This is a genomic window from Nocardioides sp. cx-169 (assembly GCF_021083605.1).
Lineage (GTDB): Bacteria > Actinomycetota > Actinomycetes > Propionibacteriales > Nocardioidaceae > Nocardioides.
In genome coordinates, this window is record NZ_JAJNRO010000004.1 from 769,913 (window position 1) to 796,126 (window position 26,214).

Annotated in this window: 25 protein-coding genes and 1 pseudogene; 24 read left to right on the forward strand and 2 right to left on the reverse strand. The window is 72.2% G+C overall.

The window, feature by feature from the left end; genetic code table 11:
• The first annotated feature begins 24 nt into the window (after positions 1–24).
• The 23 genes and pseudogenes from LRP67_RS09495 to LRP67_RS09600 all read left to right on the forward strand — a co-directional run bounded on the left by LRP67_RS09495 (position 25) and on the right by LRP67_RS09600 (position 23,895).
• Complete coding sequence (locus LRP67_RS09495; RefSeq protein ID WP_231269920.1) at positions 25–804, forward strand: enoyl-CoA hydratase/isomerase family protein; 780 nt, start codon at positions 25–27, stop codon at positions 802–804.
• 16 nt (positions 805–820) lie between these two features.
• Positions 821–1,135, forward strand: a pseudogene (locus LRP67_RS22055) (CoA transferase); the annotation flags it as partial.
• Entirely contained in the window at positions 1,132–1,968 is an 837-nt protein-coding gene (locus tag LRP67_RS09500) for an alpha/beta fold hydrolase (RefSeq protein ID WP_231269921.1), read from the forward strand. The pseudogene LRP67_RS22055 and the gene LRP67_RS09500, both read left to right, overlap by 4 nt.
• 44 nt (positions 1,969–2,012) lie before the next feature.
• On the forward strand, positions 2,013–3,251 hold the full coding sequence (locus LRP67_RS09505; RefSeq protein WP_231269922.1) for a flavin reductase: 1,239 nt from the start codon (positions 2,013–2,015) through the stop codon (positions 3,249–3,251).
• Positions 3,244–4,575, forward strand: a complete 1,332-nt coding sequence (locus LRP67_RS09510) for an MFS transporter (RefSeq protein WP_231269923.1) — start codon at positions 3,244–3,246, stop codon at positions 4,573–4,575. The genes LRP67_RS09505 and LRP67_RS09510 overlap by 8 nt, the downstream gene beginning before the upstream one ends.
• Positions 4,572–5,471, forward strand: coding sequence for an IclR family transcriptional regulator (locus tag LRP67_RS09515; protein WP_231269924.1), 900 nt, complete (start codon positions 4,572–4,574; stop codon positions 5,469–5,471). The genes LRP67_RS09510 and LRP67_RS09515 overlap by 4 nt, the downstream gene beginning before the upstream one ends.
• A gap of 110 nt (positions 5,472–5,581) precedes the next feature.
• Positions 5,582–6,742, forward strand: a complete 1,161-nt coding sequence (locus LRP67_RS09520) for an acyl-CoA dehydrogenase family protein (RefSeq protein ID WP_231269925.1) — start codon at positions 5,582–5,584, stop codon at positions 6,740–6,742.
• The gene (locus LRP67_RS09525) at positions 6,742–7,185 is read left to right on the forward strand and encodes a heme-binding protein (RefSeq protein WP_231269926.1); all 444 of its coding nucleotides are present in this window, start codon (positions 6,742–6,744) and stop codon (positions 7,183–7,185) included. The genes LRP67_RS09520 and LRP67_RS09525 overlap by 1 nt, the downstream gene beginning before the upstream one ends.
• A gap of 81 nt (positions 7,186–7,266) precedes the next feature.
• The gene (locus LRP67_RS09530) at positions 7,267–8,211 is read left to right on the forward strand and encodes an ABC transporter permease (RefSeq protein ID WP_231269927.1); all 945 of its coding nucleotides are present in this window, start codon (positions 7,267–7,269) and stop codon (positions 8,209–8,211) included.
• The gene (locus LRP67_RS09535; RefSeq protein WP_231269928.1) at positions 8,208–9,110 is read left to right on the forward strand and encodes an ABC transporter permease; all 903 of its coding nucleotides are present in this window, start codon (positions 8,208–8,210) and stop codon (positions 9,108–9,110) included. The genes LRP67_RS09530 and LRP67_RS09535 overlap by 4 nt, the downstream gene beginning before the upstream one ends.
• Entirely contained in the window at positions 9,107–10,147 is a 1,041-nt protein-coding gene (locus LRP67_RS09540; protein ID WP_231269929.1) for an ABC transporter ATP-binding protein, read from the forward strand. Before LRP67_RS09535 ends, LRP67_RS09540 begins: the two co-directional genes overlap by 4 nt.
• Positions 10,144–11,121, forward strand: a complete 978-nt coding sequence (locus tag LRP67_RS09545) for an ABC transporter ATP-binding protein (protein ID WP_231269930.1) — start codon at positions 10,144–10,146, stop codon at positions 11,119–11,121. The genes LRP67_RS09540 and LRP67_RS09545 overlap by 4 nt, the downstream gene beginning before the upstream one ends.
• 117 nt (positions 11,122–11,238) lie before the next feature.
• The gene (locus LRP67_RS09550; protein ID WP_231269931.1) at positions 11,239–12,873 is read left to right on the forward strand and encodes an ABC transporter substrate-binding protein; all 1,635 of its coding nucleotides are present in this window, start codon (positions 11,239–11,241) and stop codon (positions 12,871–12,873) included.
• Between the two features lie 148 nt (positions 12,874–13,021).
• Positions 13,022–14,299 (forward strand): flavin reductase, encoded by a 1,278-nt coding sequence (locus tag LRP67_RS09555; RefSeq protein ID WP_231269932.1) that lies wholly within the window; start codon positions 13,022–13,024, stop codon positions 14,297–14,299.
• Positions 14,300–14,333: 34 nt separating this feature from the next.
• Complete coding sequence (locus LRP67_RS09560; protein WP_231269933.1) at positions 14,334–15,209, forward strand: VOC family protein; 876 nt, start codon at positions 14,334–14,336, stop codon at positions 15,207–15,209.
• On the forward strand, positions 15,206–16,378 hold the full coding sequence (locus LRP67_RS09565) for an acyl-CoA dehydrogenase family protein (protein ID WP_231269934.1): 1,173 nt from the start codon (positions 15,206–15,208) through the stop codon (positions 16,376–16,378). Before LRP67_RS09560 ends, LRP67_RS09565 begins: the two co-directional genes overlap by 4 nt.
• A gap of 14 nt (positions 16,379–16,392) precedes the next feature.
• Complete coding sequence (locus LRP67_RS09570) at positions 16,393–16,929, forward strand: VOC family protein (RefSeq protein ID WP_231269935.1); 537 nt, start codon at positions 16,393–16,395, stop codon at positions 16,927–16,929.
• A complete protein-coding gene (locus LRP67_RS09575; RefSeq protein ID WP_231269936.1) occupies positions 16,930–17,757 on the forward strand; it encodes a fumarylacetoacetate hydrolase family protein in 828 nt (275 codons plus the stop codon).
• Entirely contained in the window at positions 17,744–18,334 is a 591-nt protein-coding gene (locus LRP67_RS09580; protein WP_231269937.1) for a carboxymuconolactone decarboxylase family protein, read from the forward strand. Before LRP67_RS09575 ends, LRP67_RS09580 begins: the two co-directional genes overlap by 14 nt.
• A 1-nt stretch (position 18,335) precedes the next feature.
• The gene (locus LRP67_RS09585) at positions 18,336–19,184 is read left to right on the forward strand and encodes an alpha/beta fold hydrolase (protein ID WP_231269938.1); all 849 of its coding nucleotides are present in this window, start codon (positions 18,336–18,338) and stop codon (positions 19,182–19,184) included.
• Between the two features lie 55 nt (positions 19,185–19,239).
• Positions 19,240–20,100 carry a fumarylacetoacetate hydrolase family protein gene (locus LRP67_RS09590; RefSeq protein WP_231269939.1) on the forward strand — a complete coding sequence of 287 codons (861 nt, stop codon included), beginning with the start codon at positions 19,240–19,242 and terminating at the stop codon, positions 20,098–20,100.
• Between the two features lie 55 nt (positions 20,101–20,155).
• Positions 20,156–22,645 (forward strand): excinuclease ABC subunit UvrA, encoded by a 2,490-nt coding sequence (gene uvrA, locus LRP67_RS09595; RefSeq protein WP_231269940.1) that lies wholly within the window; start codon positions 20,156–20,158, stop codon positions 22,643–22,645.
• A 44-nt stretch (positions 22,646–22,689) separates the two neighbouring features.
• Positions 22,690–23,895 (forward strand): multidrug effflux MFS transporter, encoded by a 1,206-nt coding sequence (locus LRP67_RS09600; protein ID WP_231269941.1) that lies wholly within the window; start codon positions 22,690–22,692, stop codon positions 23,893–23,895.
• On the opposite strand, the gene LRP67_RS09605 is transcribed toward LRP67_RS09600, so the two are convergent.
• Entirely contained in the window at positions 23,892–24,587 is a 696-nt protein-coding gene (locus LRP67_RS09605) for an alpha/beta fold hydrolase (RefSeq protein WP_231269942.1), read from the reverse strand. The genes LRP67_RS09600 and LRP67_RS09605 overlap by 4 nt on opposite strands.
• Positions 24,588–24,657: 70 nt before the next feature.
• On the opposite strand from LRP67_RS09605, the gene LRP67_RS09610 reads away from it, so the two are divergent.
• Positions 24,658–25,665 carry a YafY family protein gene (locus LRP67_RS09610; protein WP_231269943.1) on the forward strand — a complete coding sequence of 336 codons (1,008 nt, stop codon included), beginning with the start codon at positions 24,658–24,660 and terminating at the stop codon, positions 25,663–25,665.
• Here LRP67_RS09610 and LRP67_RS09615 read toward each other — a convergent pair.
• Positions 25,637–26,167, reverse strand: coding sequence for a TetR/AcrR family transcriptional regulator (locus LRP67_RS09615; RefSeq protein ID WP_231269944.1), 531 nt, complete (start codon positions 26,165–26,167; stop codon positions 25,637–25,639). The two genes, LRP67_RS09610 and LRP67_RS09615, sit on opposite strands and share 29 nt — an antisense overlap.
• Positions 26,168–26,214: the final 47 nt, after the last annotated feature.

The following is a 26,214-nucleotide window of genomic DNA, read 5'->3' on the forward strand; positions in this document are numbered from 1 at the left end:
CCCCTTCCACTCCCAGGAGAAGCCATGACCGAGTCCGTGCTGACCATCGAGGACCACGGCAAGGTGCGTCTGCTGACGCTGAACCGACCCGAGGTCCGCAACGCCCTCAACGGCGAGCTCAACGACGCCCTCGTCCAGGCCCTGATCGAGGCCGACCACGACCCCGACGTCTACGTCATCGCGATCACCGGCACCGGCACCAGCTTCTGCTCGGGCGCCGACCTCAAGGGCGCGCGCGACATGGCCGACCAGGGCAAGCCGTTCTACGGCCCGCTGCACAACAACCGGCGCAGCCTGATGGAGGTCATGATCGACACCCGCAAGCCGACGGTCGGGATCATCAACGGCCCGGCGATGGCAGGCGGCTTCGAGCTGGCCCTGTCCTGCGACATGCGGGTCGCTGCCCCGACGGCGTTCTTCGGCGTGCCGGAGTCCAAGCGGGCCCGTGGCGCCCACTTCGCCTCGGTGATGCTGCCCGTGACCGTGCCCCCGGGCATCGCGATGGAGTGGCTCTACACCGGCCGCCGGATCTCCCTCGAGGAGGCCGAGCGCTGGGGCCTGGTGAACAAGGTGCTGGCCGGTGAGGACGTCGTGCAGGAGGGCCTGGACTGGCTCGGGGACGTCGTCTCGTCGGCGCCGCTGTCGCTGCAGCGCCTCAAGCTCACCTACCGCAAGACCGCGGGGCTGCCCCCGCACAGCGCGATCCGCATGGACGCGGGGCCGGACGTCTACCTGTCCGAGGACCAGAAGGAAGGGGCCCGGGCGTTCCTCGAGCGCCGCGAGCCCCAGTGGCAGGGACGCTGAGGCCTTCTCGGCGCCGTACGCCGCGATGACCCTCGGCGACATGGGGGCCGAGATCATCGAGGTCGAGCGGTGCGACGGCGGTGACGAGGCGCGGCGCATGGGGCCGCACGTGGCGCGGGGGAGAGCTACCTGTTCGCGATGGCCAACCGCAACAAACGGGTCCTCCACGGACACGGACCGGCGTTCCGGCCCACGGCACCGATGCCTCGTGATCGGCGTCGCATCACGGCACGCTGATCACACCGACCCTCCCGAGCCAGGCACCCACCTGCCGGCGCAAGAACGCGCCGCCCGCCCGGCCGGACCCGTCCAGAGAGGACCCCGTCCATGACCCTCGACCTCACGTTCGAGTCGACCAGCCGCTTCGTCTCCCTGCCCTCCGGCAAGGTCCACTACAACCAGGCCGGCGAAGGCCCCCCGGTCCTCCTCCTGCACGGCAGCGGCCCTGGCGCCACCGGCTGGAGCAACTTCGGGCCGAACATCGTCGAGCTCGCCGAGAGGTTCACCTGCTACGCCGTCGACATGCCGGGCTGGGGTGAGTCGGACGCCGTCACCCCCGACAAGCGCAACCACGTGCAGACCGCCCTGGAGTTCCTGGACGAGCTGGGCATCGACAAGGCGGCGTTCATCGGCAACTCGATGGGCGGTGCCACCACGATCCGCTTCGCCGTCGAGCACCCCGAGCGCCAGTCACACCTCATCACGATGGGCGCCGGTGCCGCCGGGGTGAAGATCTTCGGCGCCGGAGACGGCCCCACCGAGGGCCTCAAGATCCTGCAGAAGGGCTACCGCGAGCCGTCGATGGAGACGATGCTCGAGCTCGTCGACGTGATGAGCTACGACTCCGGCGACCAGCGCGAGGAGCGCGCCCGCGTGCGCCTGGAGAGCCTGCTCAAGCACCCCGACCACGTCGCCAACTTCCTGGCCGGGGCTCGCAACAAGCGGGACTGGCCCACCGAGGAGCAGGTCGCGGGGATCCGCGTTCCGGCCCTGCTGATCCATGGCCGCGACGACCGCGTCGTGCACTTCGAGAACTCCCTGCGGCTGGTCGCTCTCATCCCCGACTCCCGGCTGCTGCTGCTCAACCGCTGCGGCCACTGGGCCCAGGTGGAGCACGCGGAGGAGTTCAACCGCGTCGTCTCGGACTTCATCGAGAACAACTGAGGATCCCTTCGGCCCCTCGGGGGGCGGGGGAGAGGAGCAGCACCATGGCGACGGCCTCGACGGCGCTCGCGGCGAAGGCGACCGGGCGCGGCGCGTCCGGTCGCCCTCCGCTCACGCGCGACGCCGAGGACCTCAAGTACCGCGAGGTTCTTGGGCACTACCCCACCGGCGTGGTCGTCGTGACCGGCATCGACGCCGCGGGGCAGCCGGTCGGCATGACCATCGGCTCCTTCACCTCGGTCTCGCTCGACCCCCCGCTGATCGCCTTCCTGCCGACGCGCACCTCGCGGACCTTCGAGCGACTGCGCACGGCGTCGTCCTTCTGCGTCAACGTGCTCGCCGCCGACCAGGAGTCGGTGTGCCGCAGCTTCGCGACGCCCGGCGCCAGGCCGTTCGACGACCTGGGCTGGACCCCGGCCCCCGGGGGCGCCCCGATCCTCGACGACGTGGTGGCGTGGATCGAGTGCCGCTACCACGACGTGACCCCGGCCGGCGACCACGTCCTCGCCCTCGGCCTGGTCGAGCGCCTGCGGGTCACCCGGGCCGTCCAGCCGCTGCTGTTCTTCCAGGGCGGCTACGGACGCTTCGTGCCGAGCTCCATGATGGCGCTGCCCGAGGCGGACCTGATCAAGGGGGTGCGGCTGGCGGAGCTGGCGCGTCCCGAGATGGACCGGCTGGCTCGCGGCCTGGCGGTCGAGTGCTCGCTCTTGGCGCGCGGCGGCGGCGACCTCGTGATCGTGGCGGTGAGCACTGCGCCGGGCACGTCCACCCGCGCCGCGCCGGGCCACCGGGTGCCGTTGCGCCCGCCGCTGGGCGACCTGTACGTCGCCTGGCGCGGCCCGGACGAGGTCGACGCCTGGCTGGCCGCTGCGGGGAGGGACCGGCGCGAGGCATACCGCCAGCGGCTGGCCACCGCCCGGGGGCGGGGGTGGTCGATGGCGATGGTCGGCGAGGATGCGGACACGCGGCTGCACGACCTCCTCCGGGAGAACTCCTCGGGCCGGCTGACGCCGTCGCGGCACCGGGAGATCGAGCGGGAGATCGAGCGGCTCTCCGCGGCCTACGAGCCTGTCGAGGTGGTGGCAGGGCGCCGCTACGACGTGCAGTCCATCGTCGCGCCGATCTTCGGGGTCGACGGCGAGGTGGCCCAGGTGCTGCGGCTGAGCCGGCTGCCGCGCGACGTCGACGGCGCTCGGGTGGAGGAGTGGATCTGCGCGCTCACCGCGGCCGCCGAGCGGGTGACGGTCGCCTACCGTGCCGCCCCGGCCGACGCGGATGGGTGAGCCCGCCGCAGCCCGTGGGCTCGCCTACTCCGTACGCGCCTTCCGGCACCGCGACTACCTGATCTTCTGGTGCGGCGCACTGGCTTCCAACGTCGGCACCTGGCTCACCAACCTCGCGGTCCCCTACGTCCTCTACGAGCTCACTCAGAGCGCTTTCTGGGTCGGACTGGCGACGCTCGCGCAGCTCCTGCCCCAGGTGCTCTTCGCACCCTTGGGCGGCGGCCTAGCCGATCGCTTCGACCGCAGGCGGCTGCTGCTGGCGACGCAGACCGGAGGCGCGCTCGCGGCCGGCGGGCTCTGCGCGCTGTGGCTCGCCGGCGTGCGCGAGCCACTGGCGATCATGGCCGTGACGGGCCTCAGCGGTCTCTTCAACGGCCTCAACCTCCCGAGCTGGCAGTCGTTCGTCAACGACCTGGTCCCCCGTGCGGACCTCACCTCCGCGATCGCCCTCAACTCCTTGCAGTTCAACGCCGCCCGCTCGATCGGGCCGGCCATCGCGGGCCTGCTGCTGGCTACCCTCGGGCCAGGGTGGGCGTTCCTCTTCAACGCTCTGTCGTTCGGGTTCGTGATCTGGGCCCTGTCCATGGTCCGCGCGCGGCCGCGTCCGGGCGCCGTCGCGAGCACCGCGAAGACCCCCCGCGGCTTCGTCCAGGCGCTGCGCTACGTCGGCGGCCAGCGGGGCATCCAGGTGGCGATCATCGTCTCGGTGATGATCGGGTTCTTCGGCAACCCCATCTTCGGGTTCACCGTGGTCTTCGCCGACGAGGTCTTCGGCGTCGGCGCGGTCGGCCTGGGGCTGCTCAACGCCGCGCTCGGCATCGGCTCCTTGCTCGCGGCGCCGCTCATCTCCGGCGGGTTCCTGCGTCTCACACTGTCCCGCACGGTCCGCTGGGCACTGCCGTTGCATGCCGTGGGGATGCTCGGCTTCGCCGTAGCCCCCAACCTGCTGCTGGGCGCGCTGGCGCTGATGCTCGTGGGGGCGTCGTTCCTGGCGGTGGTCTCCACCGCCAACACCGCGATCCAGCTGATCGTGGCCGACCAGGTGCGCGGTCGCGTCCTCGCGGTACGGATCATGATCTTCACGGCCAGCTTTCCGCTCGGAGCGCTGGCGCAGGGCTGGCTCTCGGATCGGATCGGACCGCAGGCCACGGTCGCAGGGTCAGCCCTCGTGCTCGGGGCCGTCGCGCTCGCCTTCAGCGCCTGGCGCGGCGGCGCCGTGCTGGCACGCCTCGACGACCCGCCCGATCGCGGCGATCCGTCGTCTGATCGTCCCGTTCCGCGGGACGGAACGCTGCGGGCTTGCGCTCCGGGCTCCGAGGCGTGACGCTGGTCACCGCCGACGACGTGGTCGGCAACTCGAGGGAGGATGCGATGTCGGTGCAGCCCATGCCCGTGGGGGGAATCTCCGCGGTTCAGGCATTGCCGGAGCCCCCGGCGGAGGAAGACGGCCCCGCGGTGACCTCGGTGAGCAAGGCCCTGCGCCTGCTCGCGTCGTTCCGCAGGGTGGGACCCGTTGCGGGGGTGAGTGAGCTCGCGCGGCTGACCGGGCTGCCCAAGTCCACCGCGTTCCGCCTGCTGGCCCAGCTCGAGGCGAGCGGCTACCTGGAGCGCTCCGGCACCGACTACCGGCTCGACCGGATGCTCTTCGAGCTGGGCAACTGCGTCCCCATGTGCAGTCACGGCGATCTGCGCAGCGTCGCCGGTCCGTTCCTCAGCGACCTCTTCCTGCGCAGCCGCTACGTCGTTCACCTCGGCGTCCTCGACGGGGTGGACGTGCTCTACCTCGACAAGATCCACGGTCACGGCAACGTCAAGGTGCCCACCAAGGTCGGCGGTCGGATGCGCGCGTCCTGCTCGGCCCTCGGCAAGGCGATGCTCCCGTTCGGGCACCGCGAGGCGGTCGAGCTGATCCTCCAGGAGGGCCTGGCCCGGCGTACCCGGCACTCGATCGCGGCCCCCGGGCTCTTCGTGTCCGAGCTCGGCCAGGTGCGCAAGCACGGCGTCGCCTTCGACCGCGAGGAGGCGGCGCTGGGCCTGACCTGCGTAGCCGCTCCGATCATCAGCCACGGCACCGCGGTCGCCGCGGTGTCGGTGTCCGGGCCGACCGGGCGCTTCGACCCTCCGGCGCTGGCCAAGCAGGTCCAGTCGGCCGCACGGGAGATCTCCGCCCTCTACGCCCGCCACCTGCACGACCAAGGGCTGCAGGCCCTGCCCGGCTGAGCCCGGTTCCGACCCGTGGCACACATCACTACACCTGGCCCGCCGCCGGGTCGATCATCGGTGCGCCGGTCCGATCGGACGCCGGCGACCAGCCAGTGAGGGAGCGGCACATGACCGAGGTGCTCGAGCGGATCGAGAAGCAGGGCGACTTCCTGGCGGAGACCGGGCCGGAGTGCGAGGCCCTGGGACGGCTCACCGACGAGGTGGCCGACCGTCTGCGCTGGACCGGGGTCACCCGCATGCTCCAGCCGACCGAGTTCGGCGGTGACGAGGTGCACCCCGTGGAGTTCTTCGAGGCTGTGCTCGCGGTCGGCGCCAAGTCGGGAGCGGCCGGCTGGGTCTCGAGCGTGGTCGGCGTGCACCCGTGGGAGATGGCGATGTGCGACCACGATCTGCAGCAGACCGTATGGGGCGAGGACCCCGACACCTGGATCGCCTCGCCGTACGCCCCGATGGGCCGGGCCCGTCCCGAGGGCGACGGCTGGCTGCTCAGCGGCCGCTGGTCGTTCTCGTCGGGCACCGACCACTGCCAGTGGATCTTCCTGGGCGGGATGGTGACCGACGCCGACGGCGTGGTGAGCGACCCGGCTCGCGCGATGCGCCACTTCATCCTGCCGCGCTCGGACTACGAGATCGTCCAGGACTCCTGGGATGTGATCGGGCTCGAGGGCACCGGCAGCAAGGACATCGTCATCAAGGACGCCTACATCAGCCCGGACCGGCTGGTGGATCCGCAGGCGCTCCCGATGGCCGAGCTGCGCCGTGCCAACCCGCTCTACCGGATGCCGTTCCCCACCATGTTCTCCGGCGCGATCACCGCCGGCACCCTGGCGATCGCCGAGGGCGCGCTCAACGCCTTCGTCGAGCACACCCGCGAGCGGGTCGACGCCCGCGGCGCGGCCGTCGCCAGCAGCCCGCACCAGCTCGCCGTCCTCGGTGCCGCGTCGGCGGACATCGCGGCCAGCCGGCTGCAGTTCCTCAACGACATCAACCGGGTCTACGAGGCGGGCACCAAGGACGCGCTCACCCCGGCCCTGCGCCTGGAGGTGCGGCGCAACCAGGTGCGCTCGGTGCGCCGCGCGGTCGATGCCGTGGACGAGCTGTTCATGCACGCCGGAGGCGGGGCGCTGCGGCGCGATGCGCCGTTCCAGCGGTTCTGGCGCGACATCCACGCCGCCATGAACCACATCAACAACGCCGCGGAGCTCACGTACGAGGGCTACGGGCTGCAGCTTTTCGGCCAGCCGGTCCCGGCCGGCGTGAGGTACTGATGAGGCTCGAGACCGCCCAGCGGCTGCTGGCGTCGGTGCACGCCGCGGCCACCGAGTCGTCGCTGCGGGTCAGCATCGTGGTGGTCGACGCCCGGGGGATCGAGGTCGCCAGCGCCCGCATGGACGAGGCCACCTGGTTCACCCTCGGCATCGCCCGCAGCAAGGCGCGTTCGGCGGTCGCCTTCGGCCGCCCGTCGGCGGACCTCGGTGCCATGCGCGAGGCCCACCCCGACGTGTGGCGCCTCGCCGACGACCAGCTGCCCTTCGAGGCCACGACCCTGCCCGGCGGGATCCTGGTCCACGACGCCGAGGGGGCCGTCGTCGGCGCCATCGGCGTCAGCGGCGCGGCCCCGGAGGAGGACGTCCGCGTCGCCCAGGGAGCCGTCTCGGACCTGGCCGCAGGCCACGATTCCGACGTGCCGAGTCGCGGCACGGGCCTGTAGGGACCATTCGCGGAGCGCACCTACGCTCCCACATGACGCGCGTCACATCGGACGGCGCCGTCGACTCGAGCAGGAGGACACATGCGGATCGCTGCTATCCGGCTCGCCCATCTCATCGGAGTGCTCCTGGGCGTGACGTTCCTCGTCTACGTCCTCTTGGACCTGCTCCCCGGGGACACCGCCGAGGTCATCGTGGCCTCCAGCGACACGCCGTCCGCGGAGGCGGTCGAGGCGGTGCGCAAGAGCCTGGGCCTGGACCAGCCGCTCCTGGAGCGCTACTTCTCCTGGCTCGGTGGGCTGCTGCAGGGCGACCTGGGTCAGTCCTACCGCACAGGGGAGACGGTGCTCGCCGCCGTGGCCGACCGGCTGCCGGTGACGCTACAGCTGCTGGTCATGGCCGAGGTCGTCTCGCTCGCCATCGCCATCCCGCTGGCGACCATCGCCGCCAACCGGCGCGACTCCTGGATCGACCGGGTGGTCGCGGTCGTGACCTTCGGCTTCCAGGCGCTGCCGCACTTCATGGTCGCGGTGCTGCTGGTGTTCCTGCTGGCCGTCAAGCTGCAGATCCTGCCGGCGCTCGGCTTCGTGCCGCTCTCGGAGGACGTCGGCGAGAGCATCAAGTCGCTGCTGATACCGACGCTCGCGCTCTCGGCGGGCCTGATCCCGGTCTATCTGAGGATCCTGCGCACCGAGATGATCCGCACGCTGCAGGAGGACTACATCCTGCTGGCGCGCTCGGTGGGCCTCAAGCCGTCGACGATCCTCACTCGCTACGCGCTCAAGCCCTCGCTGCCGACCCTGATCACCGTCGTGGGCGTCAACATCGGCCACCTGGTCGGCGGCACGATCGTGATCGAGCTGATCTGCGGCCTGCCTGGCGTCGGGACGCTGCTGTTCAGCAGCATCAACGGCCGCGACTACGTGATGGTCCAGGGGCTGATCCTGTTGATCGCCTCCACCTACGTCGTTGCCAACTTCCTCGTCGACATCGTCTACACCGTCCTCGACCCAAGGGTGCGCGCATGACCATGACCCCGACCGCAGGCGACTCGACCGACCTCACGGCGGCGGGCGTCGGCATCGCCCCGCCCGCCCCACGCCGCGCCCGGCGCCGGGTCCGTTGGGTGAGCGTCGTATCCGGCGCCTGGATCCTGCTGCTGCTCATCGGTGCGTTCGCCTTCCCGCTCCTGCCGCTGCCGGACCCCGACCGCAGCGACTACCTCGCCATCGCCGTGCCGCCCGGCCACGTCGACCACTGGCTCGGCACCGACTCGATCGGCAGGGACATGCTCAGCCGGCTGCTGGTCGGCGGGCGGGTGAGCCTGACCGTCGGCATCGGCGGCACCGCCGTCGCGGTGCTCGTGGGCGCGGTGCTCGGTCTGCTCTCCGGTTACGTCGGCGGCTGGGTGTCCCGGGTCATCAACGGCCTCATGGACATCCTGCTGGCGTTCCCCTCGCTGGTGGCGCTGATCGCGCTGAGCGTGTTCATGGGCTCGGGCCTCACGACCATCATCATCGGGATCGGGTTCATCGCCGCGCCGCAGGTGGCCCGGGTGACCCGGGCCGCCACCCTGGGCTTCGCCGACCGGGAGTTCGTGATCGCCGCACGCGGGATGGGCGCCGGGAGCTGGCGGATCCTGCGCCGCGAGATCGTGCCCAACGTCGTCGGCCCGGTCATCGCGTTCGCCACCGTCCTGGTGGCGGTCGCGATCGTGGCCGAGGGCTCGCTGAGCTTCCTGGGCCTCGGCGTGCCGCCGCCGACCTCCAGCTGGGGCACGATGATGGGCGACGGTCGCTCCGACATCGACTCCGCGCCTCACATCGCCCTGCTGCCCGCCGGCGCCATGTTCGTGACCCTCCTGGCGCTGTACTTCCTGGCCGAGGAGCTCAACCGCAGGTTCGACATCAAGGAGGCAGCCCTGTGAGCGCCCCCCTGCTCGAGGTCGAAGGCCTCGAGATGCACTTCAGCACCGCCCGCGGCGTCGCCCAGGTCATCAACGGCGTCGACCTGTGCATCGGCGAGGGCGAGGTGCACGGCCTGGTCGGCGAGAGCGGCTCGGGCAAGTCGGTCACCGCGCGCTCGATCCTCGGCATCCTGCCCCAGCGCAGCATCGCCCACCGCGCCGGCCGGATCGGCTACCGCGGACGCGACCTGGCCACCCTGTCGGAGAAGGAGATGCGGCAGGAGATCCGCGGCCAGCAGATCGCCATGGTCTTCCAGGACCCGATGACCGCGCTCAACCCGGTCATGCGGATCGGCCAGCAGCTCGCGCTGCCCATCCGCCGTCACCGCGGCGTCTCCAAGCGGGAGGCGCTCGCCCGCGCGGTCGAGCTGCTGCGCCAGGTGGACCTGCCCGACCCCGAGGGCCGGCTGCGCTCGTTCCCCCACGAGCTCTCCGGAGGCCAGCGCCAGCGGGTGATGATCGCGATCGCCCTGGCCTGCGACCCCCAGCTGCTCATCGCCGACGAGCCCACCACCGCGCTGGACGTCACGGTCCAGGCGCAGATCCTGGACCTCTTCGACGAGCTGCGCGAGGAGCGCGGCCTGGCGATCCTCATGGTCTCCCACGACCTCGGCCTGATCGCCGAGCGCTGCGACCAGGTCTCGGTGATGTATGCCGGCGAGGTCGTCGAGCGCGGCGGCGCGCGTGATGTCTTCGAGCACGGCCGGCACCCCTACACCCGCCTGCTCGAGGGCGCCCGCCCGCGCCTGGAGGACCCGCCGCACACGGTGCTCAACACGATCAGCGGCCGGGCGCCCAACCTGGTCGACCGCCCGGTCGGCTGCCCGTTCCGCGCCCGCTGCCCGCGGGCCCTCGACGTCTGCGCCCACGTCCGGCCGCCGCTGAGCGTCGACGACGGCACCGTCTCGGCCGCCGCCTGCCACAACCCGGTGCCGGTCGACCTGCCCGACCCGTCGGGCGAGCGGCCGGCACCGAACCTCGAGGGGAGCCCCCGATGAGCACCACCCAGGCTGTCACGACCGAGACCGCGCGCGACGAGCGGCGCACGATCCTCTCGGCCCGCGACATCGTCGTCGAGTACCGCACCGCCAAGGGCGCCCCCGTGCGCGCCGTGCGCGGGGTGGACCTAGACCTACTCAAGGGCGAGACCCTGGGCGTCGTGGGGGAGTCAGGCTGCGGGAAGTCCTCGCTGGGCAAGTCCCTGGTTCAGCTGCCGCCGCCGACCTCCGGCGAGGTGCTGCTGGACGGCGACCCCCTGACCGGTCTGAGCGAGCGTCGCCTGCGCCCGCTGCGGCGCCGCATCCAGCTGGTCTTCCAGGACCCCATCTCCTCGCTCAACCCACGACGCACGGCGCTGGAGATCGTGGCCGACCCGCTGCGCCTGATGGGCGACCGGGACCCCAGGGCGGGCGCACTGGCCGCCCTCGAGGACGTCGGTGTCGACGAGCGGATGGCCGACCGGCGTCCCCACGAGCTTTCGGGCGGGCAGTGCCAGCGCATCTCGATCGCCCGCGCGGTCGTGCAGAACCCGGAGGTGCTGATCTGCGACGAGCCGGTCTCGGCGCTCGACGTGTCGGTCCAGGCCGCGGTGCTCAACCTCCTGGAGAAGATGAAGGCCGAGCACCACCTGTCGATGATCTTCATCTCCCACGACCTCGCGGTCGTCAAGAACATCAGCGACCGGGTGGCGGTGATGTACCTCGGCAAGATCTGCGAGATCGCCCCCGCCACCGACCTGTATGCCCGGCCGCTGCACCACTACACGACGCTGCTGCTCGACTCCATCCCCAACCCGGGGGCGGAGCGTAAGCCCCGCCGGGCCCGCAACGAGATCTCCCGCAAGGCGCCCACCGAGGGCTGCCCCTTCGCGTCGCGCTGCCCCGCGGCGACCGAGCTGTGCCGCACGACCGAGCCGGAGCTGGTCGAGATGGAGCCCGGTCACCTCGTGGCCTGTCACCACCCCGTGGTCTAGCGACTTCGCCGGGCGTTCCGTCCGCTGGCACCGCGAGGTTCCCGGTGCGAAGTGTGACACCCATCATACCGAGCACGGCCCTCTCCCCGGGCCTGCCGACTTCAGTCAAGGAGTATCGTGATCCACACCACGCACCACGCCAGAGGCGGCCTCGTCGCCGGGGTCCTGGCGGCTGCTCTCGTGCTGACCGCCTGCAGCGGTGGCGAGAGCAAGCCGCCCGCGGACGCGTCCAGCGCCAACAAGGTCGTCGCCGAGGGAGAGGGTGTCTCCCTCAACGAGTACGGCGGCGCCCAGCTCGAGCGGAGCGAGGCCAAGAAGGGCGGCTCGGTCCGGCTCGGCATGATGGCGCCCGTCGACACCCTCGACCCGGTCATGGCTCTGTCCACCCCGGGCCTCAACGCGGCCTCGGCGATCTTCGACACGCTGATGGAGGTCGGCCCCCAGGGTGAGGCGATCCCGGGGATGGCCGAGTCGCTGGAGTCCGAGGACCAGGTGACCTGGACGATGAAGCTGCGCGAAGGCGTCAAGTTCACCGACGGCACGCCCTACGATGCGGACGCCGTCGTGGCCCACCTCAAGCGCTACACCGCCCCCGAGTCGCAGGGTCGCCAGGCCGGCGTCGCGCGCCAGATCGTGGAAATGAACGTCGTGGACCCGCTGACCCTCGAGATGAAGCTGGCCGCTCCCTCGGTGGAGCTCCCCACCATCTTCACCTCGTCGGCGGGCATGGTGCCCTCCCCGACCGCGGTGAGCAAGGCCGGAGCGGGCTTCGGCCAGAAGCCCGTCGGCGCCGGTGCCTTCAAGCTGAAGTCCTTCCAGCCCGGCGGCGACCTCGTGCTCGAGCGCAACGACGGCTACCGCGACCCCGAGCTGCCCTACCTCGACGAGGTCGTCATGGTCACCGCGACCGACACCGAGGCCCGTCTGAGCGCCCTCAAGGCCGGCAGCCTCGACCTGGCGCCGACCCAGTCGGTCACGGACTTCGAGGACGCCCGCGCGGCGGACCTCACGGTCCTGCAGCAGCCGGCGTACACGTACTTCTACCTGGCCCTCAACACCTCCAAGCCGCCCTTCGACGACGAGCGCGTCCGCAAGGCGCTGCTGCTCGGTGTCGACCGCCAGGCCCTGGCGACCGCGGTCTTCGAGGGCAAGCAGCCCCCCATGGAGGGCTACTTCACGGCCAACCACCCCGAGTACGTCGAGACCGACTTCCCGGAGTTCGACGCGGCAGAGGCCAAGGAGCTCGTCGAGGAGTACGTCGGCGAGGGCGGGGACCCCACGTTCGAGCTGACCAGCACGTCGCCGCCGGAGTTCCAGCGCCAGGCCAGCGTCCTGCAGCAGATGCTCTCCGACATCGGCCTCGAGATGAAGATCCGCGTCAGCGACCAGCCGACGATGATCACCGAGGCGGTCGCAGGCAACTACACCGCGCAGCTGCGGTTCATCGGAGTCTCGCTGCAGGCCACCACGGACCTGCAGGGCCGCTTCCACTCCAAGTCCCCGGCCAACATCGCTTTCGGTGGTGACCCGGAGGTCGACAAGCTCATCGAGCAGCTCATCGTGACGCCGGTCGAGGAGCGTGGGGACCTGTACCGCCAGGTCCAGGAGTCGCTGACCCGCTGGATGCCCGCGACCCCGACGGTCGGCCAGGTCGGCGGCTGGATCGCCAGCGACAAGGTCGGCGGCTTCCCCGGCAGCAAGGGCGAGCAGACCGTCGACATCATCGACATGCGCCACATCTGGGCCAGCTGACCCAGCCGAGTCGAGGCCGGGCCGGGCCGGGGCACACGCCCCGGTCCGGCCTCTTCTGATTCCGACGCGCGGCACGGCCTGACCCACGGTGCTCGGCACCGGGCGCAGAATCGAACCGCTCACCCCCGCACGCCGTGAGGACACGACGATGAACACGCAGCCGCAGGACCAGACCGCCAAGGCGACCGGGAGCGTCGAGCCCCTGCACTTTCGCGAGACGCTCGGCCACTACCCGACCGGGGTGGTGATCGTGACCGGGGTCGACGCGGGCGGCGAGCCCGTCGGCATGGTCGTCGGCTCCTTCACCTCCGTCTCGCTGCACCCCCCGCTCGTCGCGTTCCTGCCCCAGCGCGACTCGGGCACGTTCGCGCGCCTGCGCGACGCGTCCTCCTTCTGCGTCAACGTCCTCGCCGCCGACCAGGAGGACCTGTGCCGCCGGTTCGCGCAGCGCCGCGACGACAAGTTCGACGGCGTCGACTGGCATCCGGCACCGGGCGGGGCGCCCATCCTCGATGGAGCGGTCGCGTGGATCGAGTGCGACTACCAGTCCGTCGTCGAGGCGGGGGACCACTTCGTCGTCATCGGCCACGTGACCGGCATGGACGTCCTGCGCCCGACGCTGCCGCTGCTGTTCTTCCAAGGCGGCTACGGCCGCTTCACCCTGCCCTCGCTGCTCGCGCAGGTGGAGCCGGACCTGATCCAGGGCATCCGGCTCGCCGAGGTGGCGCGCGACCAGATCGAGATGGTGGCCGGCGAGCTCGAGGCCGAATGCAGCGTGACCGCCTGCGTGGGGGAGGACGCCGTCTTCGTCGCCCTCGCGAGCGGGTCGGCCAGACCTAGCCGGATCTCACTGGGCTTCCGGGTGCCGCTGGTGCCGCCCCTGGGGGCCGTGTACATCTCGCACTCCGGCTCGGTGGCCGTCAACGAGTGGCTGCACCGGCTGCCGGAGACCGACGAGGCGACCCGGGAGGCGTACGTCGGGCAGCTCGAGCGCGTGCGCGAGCGGGGCTACTCGCTCTCGCTGCGCGGCACGCACAACGACCGGGAGATGTTCGAGGCGATCCGCGACTACTCCTCGGTCGACCGGCTGCCGGAGCACGAGCGACGGTTCAAGGCGATCATCCAGGAGACCGCGGCGCTCTACGAGCCGGACATCGAGCCGGGCGGCAGCTACGACCTGCACTCCATCGTGGTGCCGGTCGAGGGACCGATGCAGCAGGTGCAGATCGCGCTGCGGCTCTCCAACATGGCCAGGGGCATCGACGGCCGGGAGGTGGAGCGGTGGGTGGAGCGCCTGAAGCAGGCGGCGGCGGTCGTCTCCGCCCGACTGATCGAGCTGGACGGCCAGCCGGCCGAGGGGACCGATGGGCTTTTCCACTCCGTGGCACGAGACATTGGCCGTGGCGTCGCCGATGCCGAATGGTGAGGGCACCACGAGCTCGACACCCCAGGGAGACACCATGACCGCCACCGTGAGGAGCCTCGGCTACGCCGTGCTCGGATGCCCCGACCTGGCGGAGTGGCGCAGGTTCGCCTCCGGCACGCTGGGACTGCAGGTCGTCGAGCACGAGGAGGGGGTGCTGCGGCTGCGGATGGACGAGTACCTCTACCGCCTCCAGATCGAGCAGGGTGGGCCCTCCGGCGTGCGCGTGCTCGGGTGGGAGGTCGCCGGCCCTGCCGAGCTCACCGAGCTCGCGGCCCGCGTCGAGGGGCTCGGCATCGCGGTCGAGCGGCCCGGCCAGGAGGCCGCGCGCGCCCGCAACGTGACCGACCTGGTCAGGTTCGTCGACCCCGACGGCCTGGTGAGCGTCGAGCTGTTCTACGGCCTCACCAACGCGCTCACCCCGTTCGTGTCGCCGACCGGCACCGAGTTCGTCGCCGGACGCCTGGGCCTCGGCCACGCCTTCCAGCTGGTCAAGGACCCGGAGGCCTTCCAGCGCCTGTACCAGGACGTGCTCGGCTTCCGCCTCAGCGACCACATCGAGGTCAACGAGACGACGGTCGCGAGCTTCTTCCACTGCAACCCGCGCCACCACTCCTTCGCGTTCGTGCCCGTTGCCAACGACGACCGCAACCGCCCGGTGGGCGTGGGGCACCTGATGCTCGAGTCCACCGACATCGACGGCGTCGGCCGGGCCATTGACGCGCTGAGCGCCGGCGGGGACAAGATGACCGCGACGCTGGGCAAGCACACCAACGACAAGATGATCTCCTTCTACGTCGAGTCGCCGTCCGGCACGGGCATCGAGTACGGCACCGGGGGCATCGAGATCGACGACGCCACCTGGACACCGACCCGCTACCAGTCGGCCCACTACTGGGGCCACGAGCGATGAGTCGCGCCACCGACCGGGTCGCCCCGATCGCCGACATCCTGCGCAAGGACGCCGCCAACTGCGACCGCGCCGGCCAACTGACCGCGGTCACCGAGGACGCGGTGCGCAGCACCGGCGTCGTGAAGATGCTGCAGCCCAAGGACTTCGGCGGGACCGAGGACCACCCGACCGAGTTCATGGAGACGGTCCTGGAGATCGCCTCGCACTCACCCTCCGCGGGCTGGGTCGCCGGTGTCGTGGGCGTGCACCCGCACGAGGTGGCGCTCGGCGAGCGCCGCATGCAGGAGGAGATCTGGGGCGACGACCCGGAGACCTGGATCGCCTCGCCGTACGCGCCGATGGGCCGGGCCCGCCCGGTCGAGGGTGGCTACGTCTTCAGCGGCCGCTGGCCGTTCAGCTCGGGCACCGACCTGTGCCAGTGGGTCACGATCGGCGGCTTCATCACCGAGGACGACGGCGAGACGATCATCGACCGTCGCGCCCGTCACTTCGTGCTGCCGCGCTCGGACTACGAGATCGTCGCCGACTCCTGGCAGGTCGTGGGCCTCAAGGGCACCGGCAGCAAGGACCTGGTCGTCCGCGACGCGTTCGTGCCGTCGTACCGCGTGATCGGCACCGAGGAGATCACCGAGGGCACGGCCGCCGCGCGCGTCGGAGGCCGGGACAACCCGCTGTACGCGATGCCGCGCAACGTCATGTTCGCCGGCGCCGTGTCGGCCGCGACGATCGGCATCTGCAAGGGGGTCCTCGACGCCTTCGTCGAGCTCACCCGCACCCGCGACGGCCGCTACGGCAAGTCGTCGCTGGACCCCTACCAGCTAGCCGCGCTCGGCGACGCCGCCGCCGACATCGACGCCAGCGCGCGCCACCTGCTCAGCGACGTCGACCGCACGTACGAGCTCTGCGCGGCCGGCGAGCCGACGCCGGTCTCGCAGCGTGCGGAGGTGCGCCGCAACCAGGTCCGGGCCACCAACCGGGCCGTCGCGGCCGCCGACAAGCTCTTCCGCGTCGCCGGGGGAGTCTCGCTGCGCGAGGACCTGCCGATGGAGCGGCTCTGGCGCGACAGCCAGTCGGCCATCCACCACATCCAGAACGTGCAGGACCCGATCATGCAGGCGTGGGGCCTCGACTTCTTCGGCCACCCGATCCCGCCGACCATCAAGTTCTGAGAGCGAGAAGAGCCATGCCCATCCAGGAGCTCGGCCATGTCGGCCTGTGGGTGGAGGACCTGGACGCCATGCGTCGGTTCTACACCGAGATGCTCGGCCTCACCGTCACCGACCAGGACACCGACAAGGGCATCATCTTCATGAGCGCCCGCCCCGATGAGGAGCACCACGAGCTGGTCATCGCGCGGGGCCGCACCGCGCCGCGCGACGTCAAGCTGGTGCAGCAGATCTCCTTCCGCGTCGACACCGTGGAGTCGCTGCTGGAGTTCCACCGGCGCTTCAAGGACGCGGGCGTCGAGGTGCAGCAGGAGGTCACCCACGGCAACGCGTTCGGCATCTACTTCTGGGACCCCGAGGGCAACCGGATCGAGGTCTACGTACGCGTCCCCCAGGACGTGCGCCAGCCCTTCCGCAAGGACCTCAACCTGGACCAGAGCGTCGAGGACGTCCTCGCCGAGGCCGACCGGCTGCTCGCCGAGGGCGGCGAGACCTACGGCGTCGCCGGCGGCAACCGCGGCCCCGCACAGGCCAGCCCGGGACAGGTGGGCTGAGTGCGGCTCGCCAGTGTCCGGGCCGGGGACCGCGAGGCCGCCGCCCGGGTCGAGGGGGACACCCTCGTGCTGCTGCCGTTCCGCGACGTCGGCGAGCTGCTCGCCGACCCGGCGTGGCGTGAGCTCGCGGCGAGCGACGGCGAGATCGTCGCCGTCGCGGACGTGCGGCTGCTGCCCGTCGTGCCCCGCCCGGACAAGGTGGTCTGCCTCGGTCGCAACTACGCCGAGCACGTCGCCGAGACCGGCAACGAGCTGCCCACGCACCCGGTGCTCTTCAGCAAGTTCCGCTCCTCGCTGACCGGTCCCTACGATGACGTGCCGATGCCCTCGGCCAGTGAGCTGCTGGACTGGGAGGCCGAGCTCGTCGTGGTCATCGGCACCGGTGGTCGCGACATCGCGGCCGAGGACGCCCTGGACCACGTCGCGGGTTACACGGTCAGCAACGACCTCAGCGTCCGCGACTGGCAGAACCGCACCAAGCAATGGCTGGCGGGCAAGGCGTGGGACGGGCTGACCCCGGTCGGCCCGTACCTGGTGACCGCAGACGAGCTGCCGCCGGGCGCCGCCGGGCTGGAGATCTCCTGCGAGGTCGACGGCGTGGTCATGCAGAAGTCCTCCACCGACAAGATGATCTTCGACGTCGCCACGACGATCGCCGACATCAGCGTGTTCACCCGGCTCGAGCCCGGCGACCTGATCCTGACCGGCACGCCCGACGGCGTCGGCAACGCGCGCGACCCCAAGATCTTCTTGCGGCCGGGGCAGGTCGTGCGCACCCGGGTCGAGCGCGTCGGCGAGACCAGGAACCGGATCGTTGCCCAGGTCTGAGCCCCACGACCCCGCGAGCCTGAACGACGCGCAGCGCGCGCTCTATCACGAGCTGCGCTCGGGGCCGCGGGCCGACCCCGCACGTCCGGGCGGCCCGGTCGACGCCGACGGGCGGCTGACCGGGCCCTTCGACGCGATGCTGCACAGCCCGGCGGTCGGAGCGCCGCTGCAGCGCCTGGGCGCGGCGCTGCGCTACGAGTCCGGCCTGGACGACCAGGTCCGGGAGATGGTCGTGCTCCTGGTCGCGGGACATCACGACTGCGCCTACGAGCGCGTCGCCCACGAGCGCATCGCGCGCCGGCTCGGCATGGCGGAGGAGACCATCGCCTCCCTGGCCGCGGCCCGGGTGCCAGAGGCGTTCGCCGACGGGGTGGACCACACCGCCGCCCCGGCCCTCGAGCTGGCCGAGCGGATGCTCACCGGGCGGCTACGCGACGACCCCCGGCTGGAGGACCTGCGGCGAGCCCTCGGGCCAGCCGGGGCGTTCGAGGTCAGCACCCTCGTCGGCTACTACCAGACCCTGGCCCACCAGCTCGCACTCTTCGGTGTCGAGCCCCCCGACGGGCCGGAGGCCTGAGATGACCGATCCCCTGACCGCCGAGTCGACCTCCCGGTACGTGGAGGCGGCCGGCGTCCGCATCCACCTGCACGAGGCCGGCGCGACCGGCGCCCCGCTGCTGCTGTGCGTGCACGGCGGCGCCCCGGGTGCCTATGGCTGGGGCAACTTCGGACAGAACGTCGAGGCCCTCGCCGCCCACTTCCGCACCGTGGTCGTCGACCTGCCCGGCTATGGCCGCTCCGACAAGCCCGCGATCGAGGGCGGGCGCTACGGGTTCTACGCGCGGGTCTTCGCCGCACTGATCGCGGAGCTGGGCGCCGAGAAGGCGCACGTGCTCGGCATGGCGACAGGAGGTGCCGCGGCCATCGCGATGGCCGTCGACCACCCCGAGGTCGTCGAGCGGCTGGTGCTGGTCAGCTCGGCCGGCGGACTGCCGCTGTTCACGCCGAGCCCCAGCGAGGGCCAGCAGGTGATCCGCTCCTACTACCAGGACGGCCCGCCGACCCGGGAGCGCATGCGCGCCTACCTCGAGATGATGATGCACGACCGGTCCCTCGTGACCGACGAGCTCGTCGAGGAGCGCTTCCTCGCCAGCGTCGACCCCGAGTTCATGGCCGGCGCGCCCGAGGGCCGCGGTACGCCGGCCACCACCGAGCAGCTATGGCCGCGCCTGCACGAGATCTCGGCCCGCACCCTCGTTGTCTGGGGGCGCGACAACCGCGTCCAGGGCTACGACAACGCGCTCTTCATGCTCAACCGGATCCCCGATGTCGAGGTGCACCTCTACGGCCGGACCGGCCTGTGGGTCCCCTTCGAGCGGGCCCGCCGGTTCGAGTCGCTGGTCACCGGCTTCCTGACCGACGACTGACCCACCTCGCTGTCTGTCCCCCTCACCCTCTCGTCTTGCCCTAGGAGCCCCGCTCATGCGCCTCGCCCACCACCACGACCGAGCCGTCCTCGTCCTCGAGCACGGGGACCACCCGCGCGGCATCGACGTGGCCACCGCCAGCGGCGGCCGCTTCGGGCCGGCCATCGCCGGCATCTACCCGCGCTGGGAGGAGTTCCGGGCGTGGGCCGAGGAGCTGCTCGCCGGCTCGCCGGCGGCGGACGTCGACCTGGACGTCGACCTGCTCGGGGCGCCGTCGCCCGAGCCGCGCCAGGTGTTCGCCATCGGCCTGAACTACGCCGACCACGCCGACGAGACCGGCTACGAGCCCCCCACCGAGCTGCCGCCGGTGTTCACGAAGTTCCCCACGAGCATCACCGGCCCACGCGGCGAGATCGCCCTGCCGCCGGGCGGCAACACCGACTGGGAGGTCGAGGTGGTGGCGGTCATCGGTCGACCGGTGCACCGGGCCAGCGTCGAGGAGGCCTGGGACCACGTCGCCGGCCTGACCCTCGGCCAGGATCTCTCGGAGCGGGCGCGACAGATGTCCGGCCCCGCCCCGCAGTTCGGCCTCGCGAAGTCCCACCCGGGCTTCAGCCCGATGGGCCCGTGGCTGGTGACCACCGACGAGCTGGCCGACCGCGACGACATCGCCCTCGGCTGCGCCATCGACGGCGAGACCGTCCAGGACGGGCGCACGAGCAAGCTGCTCTACAGCATCCCGCGCATCATCTCGGCCCTGTCGGAGGTCGTGAGCCTGCTGCCGGGTGACGTGATCTTCACCGGCACCCCCGAAGGAGTCGGCATGGGCATGCAGCCGCCGCGCTACCTGCGGTCGGGGGAGGTCCTGCGCACCTGGGCCGACGGCCTTGGCGAGATGGTGCACACGATGCGCTGAGCGGGCGTCAGCCAGCCACGGCCGGCGGGGAGCATGACGCCGGGTACCGAGCGAGGTGAGCCATGATCCGAGCGACCCCTTCGTCCACGTGCGCGGCGCGACCGAGCACAACCTGAGGAACGTCGACGTCGACGTGCCTCGCGACGCGATGGTGGCCTTCACCGGGGTGTCCGGCTCGGGCAAGTCGTCGCTGGCCTTCGGGACGATCTACGCCGAGGCGCAGCGTCGTTACTTCGAGTCCGTGGCCCCCTACGCGCGCCGGCTGCTCCAGCAGGTCGGGGCTCCGCACGTGCAGGAGATCACCGGGCTGCCGCCCGCGGTGGCGCTGCAGCAGCGCCGCGGGGCGCCGACCTCGCGGTCCAGCGTGGGCACCATCACCACCCTCTCCAACCTGCTGCGGATGCTCTACTCGCGGGCCGGCACCTATCCCGCCGGTGCCGAGCGGCTCGGAGCCGAGGCGTTCTCGCCCAACACCGCGGCCGGGGCCTGCCCGCGCTGCCACGGGCTCGGTGTGGTGCACGACGTGGCCGAGGACCTGCTCGTGCCCGACCCGGACCTGAGCATCCGCGAGGGCGCCATCGCCGCCTGGCCCGGCGCCTGGCAGGGGGCCAACCTGCGCAGCATCGTCATGGGCCTCGGCATCGACGTGGACCGCCCGTGGCGCCGGCTGGCCAAGAAGGACCGGGACTGGCTGCTCTTCACCGACGAGCAGCCCTCGGTGCTGATCGAGCCCGAGCGGGACCGGATCGACCATGGCTACTACGGCAAGTTCTGGAGCGCGCGCAAGCACGTCCAGCACGTGCTGTCGGACTCCAAGAGCGAGCGCATGCGCGAGCGGGCACTGCGCTTCATGCGCGCCACGCCGTGCCCCGAGTGCGGCGGCACCGGCCTGCGCCCCGAGGCGCTGGCGGTGACGTTCGCTGCTCACTCCATCGCGGAGGCCAACGCGCTGTCGCTGGCCGACCTCGTGGCGATGCTGAGGCCCACCGCGGAGCTCGCGGAGGCGGGCGCGGCCGTCTCGTCGGCCGACAGCGGCGAGACGACCGAGGTCGCGGTCCGGATCGCCGCGGACCTGGTCGCCCGGGTGGGCGTCCTGCTCGACCTGGGGCTCGGGTACCTCAGCCTCGGCCGCGGCTCGACGACGCTCTCGCCGGGCGAGGCGCAACGGCTGCGGATCGCCACCCAGCTCCGCTCGGGGCTCTTCGGCGTCGTCTACGTGCTCGACGAGCCGTCGGCGGGCCTGCACCCCGCCGACGCCGAGCCGTTGCTCGACGTGCTCGACCGGCTCAAGGCGGCCGGCAACTCGCTGTTCGTCGTGGAGCACGACCTCGACGTCGTGCGGCGCGCCGACTGGGTCGTCGACATCGGGCCCGGAGCCGGTGAGGCCGGTGGTCGGGTCCTCTACTCCGGCCCGGTCGCCGGGCTGGAGGGCGTCGCCGGGTCGGCCACGGGGGAGCACCTGTTCGGCCGCGCCGAGCGCCTCGAGCACGAGCCGCGCACCCCCCACGGGTGGCTGCACCTGCGCGGCGTGACCCGCCACAACCTGCGCGAGGTCTCCGTCGACGTCCCGCTGTGCGTGCTCACCGCCGTGACCGGGGTGTCCGGCTCCGGCAAGTCGACATTGGTGACCCAGGTCCTCGCCGAGCTCGTGCGTGGCCACCTCGGGCTGGCGCCCGACGACGAGGACGAGGCCGAGCTCGAGGTCGACGTCGACGCCGCGGCCGGCCTGGAGGCGTTCGACCGGCTGGTCCGGGTCGACCAGCGGCCGATCGGACGCACCCCGCGCTCCAACCTGGCGACGTATACCGGGCTGTTCGACGCAGTGCGCCGGGTGTTCGCGGCGACGGACGAGGCCCGGGCGCGCGGGTACGCCGCCGGGCGGTTCTCGTTCAACGTCGTGGAGGGCCGGTGCGCGACCTGTCAGGGGGAGGGGTTCGTCTCGGTGGAGCTGCTGTTCCTGCCGGGCACCTACGCGCCGTGCCCCACCTGCGGCGGGGCCCGCTACAACGCCGAGACGCTCGAGATCACCTACCGCGACCGCACGGTCGCCGACGTGCTGGCGATGTCGGTCGACGACGCGGCGGTCTTCCTCGCCGACGTCCCGGCCGCGAGGCGGAGCCTGGAGACGCTGCGCGACGTGGGGCTGGGCTACCTGCGGCTGGGCCAGCCGGCCACCGAGCTCAGCGGCGGCGAGGCGCAGCGCATCAAGCTCGCCACGGAGCTGCAGCGCGCCCACCGCGGGCACGCGCTCTACCTGCTGGACGAGCCCACCTCCGGGCTGCACCCGGCCGACATCGCGCTGCTGCTGCGCCAGCTGCACCGCCTCGTTGACGCCGGCAACACGGTGGTCCTGGTCGAGCACGACCTGGCCGCGATCGGCAGTGCGGACTGGGTCATCGACCTCGGGCCGGGCGGCGGAGACGCCGGCGGTACGGTGGTCGCGACGGGCACCCCCGAGCAGGTCGCATCCGCCGCCGGCAGCGCCACTGCGCCGTACCTCTTCCGATGGCTGGGAGCACGGGCACGCGCACACGCGCCGGACTGAGAGTCTCGCGGGGCGCCCACCCGCGCCCGCACCAGAGGAGACATGTGAAGACCGAGGAACCCCTGGGCAGACGCCTGCTTGTCGTGCTGGCGCTCCTCTCCGCGACGGCCCCGGTCTCGATCGATCTCTACCTCGCCTCGTTCCCGGCGGTGCGGGACTCGCTGCGCACCGAGGCCTCGAGCGTGCAGCTGACCCTGACCGCGTTCCTCGCCGGCCTCGCGATCGGTCAGATCTTCTGGGGCCCGATCGCCGACCGCTTCGGTCGCCTCCGTCCGCTCCTCGTGGGCTGCGCGGTCAGCACCGTGGCTGCCGCCGCGGCCGTCTTCGCCCCCACGATCGAGGTGCTGATCGCCGCCAGGTTCTTCCAGGCGCTCGCCGGCGCCGCCGGCGTCGTGATCTGCCGGGCCATCGTCGCCGACCGGCTCCAGGGCTTCGCGGCCGCTCGGGCCATGTCGCTGCTGGCCAGTCTCACGAGCATCGCGCCGGTGCTCGCGCCGCTGTTCGGCGGCGCGCTGGCCGGGCACCTGTCCTGGCGCGCCATCCTGGGTCTTGTCCTCGTCCTCACCGTGCTGCAGCTCGTCGGGGTGGTCACGGCCGTGCGGGAGTCGCTGCCGGCCGAGCGGCGGACCCGGAGGCTGAGCTACGGCCACCTGGGCGCGCTGCTGCGGCGTCCGGTCTACCTGGGCTACGCGAGCGCGGCGGCGTTCACGTTCGGGATGCTGATGTCCTTCATCTCCACCTCCTCGTTCGTCTACCAGGGGGTGATCGGCACCAGCGAGCTGGTCTACGGCATCGGGTTCGCCGTCAACGCGCTGGGCATGATGGCGGGCTCGCTGATCTCGGTCCGGCTGGCCGGGCGCCGGGTGCCGCCGGCCAACACCGTGCGAGCCGCCCTCGCGGTGGCGACGGTGGGGTGTGCGACCTTCCTGGCGGTCGCCGCCCTGCCGCTGCCCGCCTGGCTCCTGCTGGTGCCACTCTTCGTGGTCATCTCGAGCGTCGGGTTCGTCATGGGCAACTCCGGTGCGCTGGTGATGGAGCAGAGCCGCGACTACGCCGGGTCCGGCAGCGCCGTCATGGGCGCGATGATGTTCCTCTTCGGCGGGCTGGTCTCGCCGATCGGGGGGCTCTGGGGCGACCAGACCGCCGTACCGGTGGCGGTGGTGATGCTGGTCTGCGGCAGCGCCGCCTTCATCTGCATCCATCTCACCCACCGCGCCCGGCGCAGCGCCGTCGCGGTGCCGGTCCCCTAGAGCCGCTCGGCGATCGTGGCGAGCAGGTCGGCGAGGTCCGCCGGCCGGCTGTACATCGGCCAGTGGCCGGAGTCGATGTCGGCGTACTCCAGACGGGTGGCCCTGGCCAGCTCCGGCAGCTCCCCTGTGGCGACCCACTCCCGGGCCTCGGCGGTCGTGAACTCCGGGCACACCAGCCAGGTCGGGACGTCGTAGCGGCGCTCGTCGGTGAGCCGCACGGTGCCCTTGACGACGGCCTCGGGCACGTCCACGAGCGTGGGCGCGATGCGGGCGCGGGCGGCGCCGTCGAGGTCGGCGGTGTCCCTGCCCTCGAAGGGCTCCCACCCGGGGAACGCCAGCAGCCCGTCGGTGGGCTCCAGGAACGAGAAGTACTCCTGGCCGTGCTCGACGGGGAAGCCGCCGATGAGCGCCGTCGCGGCGATCCGCTCGGGGCGGCGGTCCGCGGCCAACCAGGCGAGCGTGCAGGCGGCGGAGTGGCCGACCACGAGCGGGAGGCCGCCGGCCAGACCCACCGCGTCGACGGCGGCGACGACCGCGTCCGCCTGTTCCTCGAGGGTGGCCGTGGTGTCGCCGTCACCTTGCCCGGGCAGGGTGAGGGGGACGGGGCGGTGGCCGCGTGCCTCCAGGCCGGGGACGACGTCGTCCCAGGCCGCGCCGGTGAGCCAGAGTCCGCCGATGAGAATGATGTCCATGCCGCCACGCTAGACACGGTTCCGGACGATCTGCTTCCGCTTCTCCGACGTTCCGGCCTAGGCTCCCGAGATGGCCGCGCGACCTCGCCCCGACACCAGTCCGACCGCTCGCGCCCTGCGCGCGCTGGAGCTGCTCGGCTCGCGCCCGGTCACCACCGCCGGCGAGCTCAGCGAGCGCCTCGGGGTCACCGAGCGCGCCGCCCGGCGCTATGTCGAGATCCTGCGGGAGGCCGGCGTGCCGGTCGAGTCCGAGCGCGGCCCCCACGGTGGCTACCGCCTGGGCCGAGGCACCCGGCTGCCTCCGGTGGTCTTCTCCCAGGAGGAGGCCCTCGTGTTGGTGATGGCGGTCCTCGACGGACAGTCCACCTCCGCCGATGCAGACGGGCTCGTGGGGGCCGCCCTGGGCAAGGTCGTGCGGGCCCTGCCCGAGGTCGTCGGCCGCGAGGCGGCGGCCCTGCGCGAGCACGCGTCAGCCGCGCCGCGCCGCGACGCCGCGCGCCCGGACCCGGTCACCACCAGCGCGCTCGTCACGGCGGTCGCGGAGCGCCGACGGGTGAGCGTCACCTACCGCGGCGACACGGGTGCGCAGTGGGAGAGCGAGGTGGACCCGTGGGCGGTGGTGGTGCGCTTCGGCCGCTGGTACCTGCTGTGCCACTCCCACCGAGCCGGTGCCGTGCGCACCTACCGGATCGACCGCATCGCCGGGGTGCAGACCACCGGCCACGGCTTCCGCCGGCCCGACGACCTGGACCCGGTCGCCGCCCTGGAGCACCACCTCGGCGCGGGGTGGCGCTACCCCACCCGGGTGGTGTTCGAGGCGGCCGCCGACGAGGTCCGGCCGTGGCTGCGCGGGCCAATGGGCGGCCTCGAGCCGCTGGGGGAGGGCTGCGTGCTGGTCGGCAGCACCCGCAACCCCTCGATGTACGCCCAGGAGTGGCTCGCCGGGGTGCCCTTCGACTTCCGGGTGGAGGAGGGTCCCGAGCTGCGGGACGCCGTGGCGGCGCTCGGGGACCGGCTCGCCCGCTCGATCGGCCGGACGCCGGCACCGGTCAGGACGGGCGTGCCAGGGCCGACGTGAGGCGCGACAGCCCGAAGTCGAAGGCGCGCTCGAGGTCGCCGTCCAGGCGGAAGGCGCCCGCGAGCTCCATGGTGACGAACCCGGTCGCCCACGCCGTGACCAGCCGCGCCGCCTCGAGCGCCTCCTCCCCGCCCACCAGGGCCTCGGCCACACCCAGCACGGGGGCGCTCACGCGGGCCAGTGTCTCGGCGTCGGCAGCGACGGTCTGGATCAGCCGGAAGGCCTCGGGCCGCTCGTGCGCGAACGAGCGGAACGTGCGTGCGAGCCCGGCCACCGTGGGCTCCGCCCCGGCCAGTCGGGCGCCCAGCTCGTCCACGGTGGCCGCCGCGACCAGGACGAGGAGGGCCTCGCGGTCGCGCACCCGCTTGTAGAGGGAGGGGGCGCGGACGCCGACGCGCGCGGCGACGGCCTGCATCGTCAGCCTGGCCGGCCCCTCGCTCTCGAGGAGCTCGCGGCCGGCCGTGACGATCTGCTCCAACGACGTGCGCTCGGGTGCCGGCATGCGCGTCCTCTCATGGCTATTGACATTAGCCATCATGGCTAATTATC

What these genes read in the sequence shown, in the direction of transcription:
- LRP67_RS09610 (WP_231269943.1), top strand. Translation starts at nt 24,658, where the DNA reads ATGGCCGCGCGACCTCGCCCCGACACCAGTCCGACCGCTCGCGCCCTG.
- LRP67_RS09530 (WP_231269927.1), top strand. Translation starts at nt 7,267, where the DNA reads ATGCGGATCGCTGCTATCCGGCTCGCCCATCTCATCGGAGTGCTCCTG.
- LRP67_RS09495 (WP_231269920.1), top strand. Translation starts at nt 25, where the DNA reads ATGACCGAGTCCGTGCTGACCATCGAGGACCACGGCAAGGTGCGTCTG.
- LRP67_RS09565 (WP_231269934.1), top strand. Translation starts at nt 15,206, where the DNA reads ATGAGTCGCGCCACCGACCGGGTCGCCCCGATCGCCGACATCCTGCGC.
- LRP67_RS09545 (WP_231269930.1), top strand. Translation starts at nt 10,144, where the DNA reads ATGAGCACCACCCAGGCTGTCACGACCGAGACCGCGCGCGACGAGCGG.
- LRP67_RS09615 (WP_231269944.1), bottom strand. Translation starts at nt 26,167, where the DNA reads ATGCCGGCACCCGAGCGCACGTCGTTGGAGCAGATCGTCACGGCCGGC.
- LRP67_RS09510 (WP_231269923.1), top strand. Translation starts at nt 3,244, where the DNA reads ATGGGTGAGCCCGCCGCAGCCCGTGGGCTCGCCTACTCCGTACGCGCC.
- LRP67_RS09590 (WP_231269939.1), top strand. Translation starts at nt 19,240, where the DNA reads ATGCGCCTCGCCCACCACCACGACCGAGCCGTCCTCGTCCTCGAGCAC.
- LRP67_RS09555 (WP_231269932.1), top strand. Translation starts at nt 13,022, where the DNA reads ATGAACACGCAGCCGCAGGACCAGACCGCCAAGGCGACCGGGAGCGTC.
- LRP67_RS09525 (WP_231269926.1), top strand. Translation starts at nt 6,742, where the DNA reads ATGAGGCTCGAGACCGCCCAGCGGCTGCTGGCGTCGGTGCACGCCGCG.
- LRP67_RS09605 (WP_231269942.1), bottom strand. Translation starts at nt 24,587, where the DNA reads ATGGACATCATTCTCATCGGCGGACTCTGGCTCACCGGCGCGGCCTGG.
- LRP67_RS09500 (WP_231269921.1), top strand. Translation starts at nt 1,132, where the DNA reads ATGACCCTCGACCTCACGTTCGAGTCGACCAGCCGCTTCGTCTCCCTG.
- LRP67_RS09570 (WP_231269935.1), top strand. Translation starts at nt 16,393, where the DNA reads ATGCCCATCCAGGAGCTCGGCCATGTCGGCCTGTGGGTGGAGGACCTG.
- LRP67_RS09560 (WP_231269933.1), top strand. Translation starts at nt 14,334, where the DNA reads ATGACCGCCACCGTGAGGAGCCTCGGCTACGCCGTGCTCGGATGCCCC.
- LRP67_RS09585 (WP_231269938.1), top strand. Translation starts at nt 18,336, where the DNA reads ATGACCGATCCCCTGACCGCCGAGTCGACCTCCCGGTACGTGGAGGCG.
- LRP67_RS09505 (WP_231269922.1), top strand. Translation starts at nt 2,013, where the DNA reads ATGGCGACGGCCTCGACGGCGCTCGCGGCGAAGGCGACCGGGCGCGGC.
- LRP67_RS09535 (WP_231269928.1), top strand. Translation starts at nt 8,208, where the DNA reads ATGACCATGACCCCGACCGCAGGCGACTCGACCGACCTCACGGCGGCG.
- LRP67_RS09520 (WP_231269925.1), top strand. Translation starts at nt 5,582, where the DNA reads ATGACCGAGGTGCTCGAGCGGATCGAGAAGCAGGGCGACTTCCTGGCG.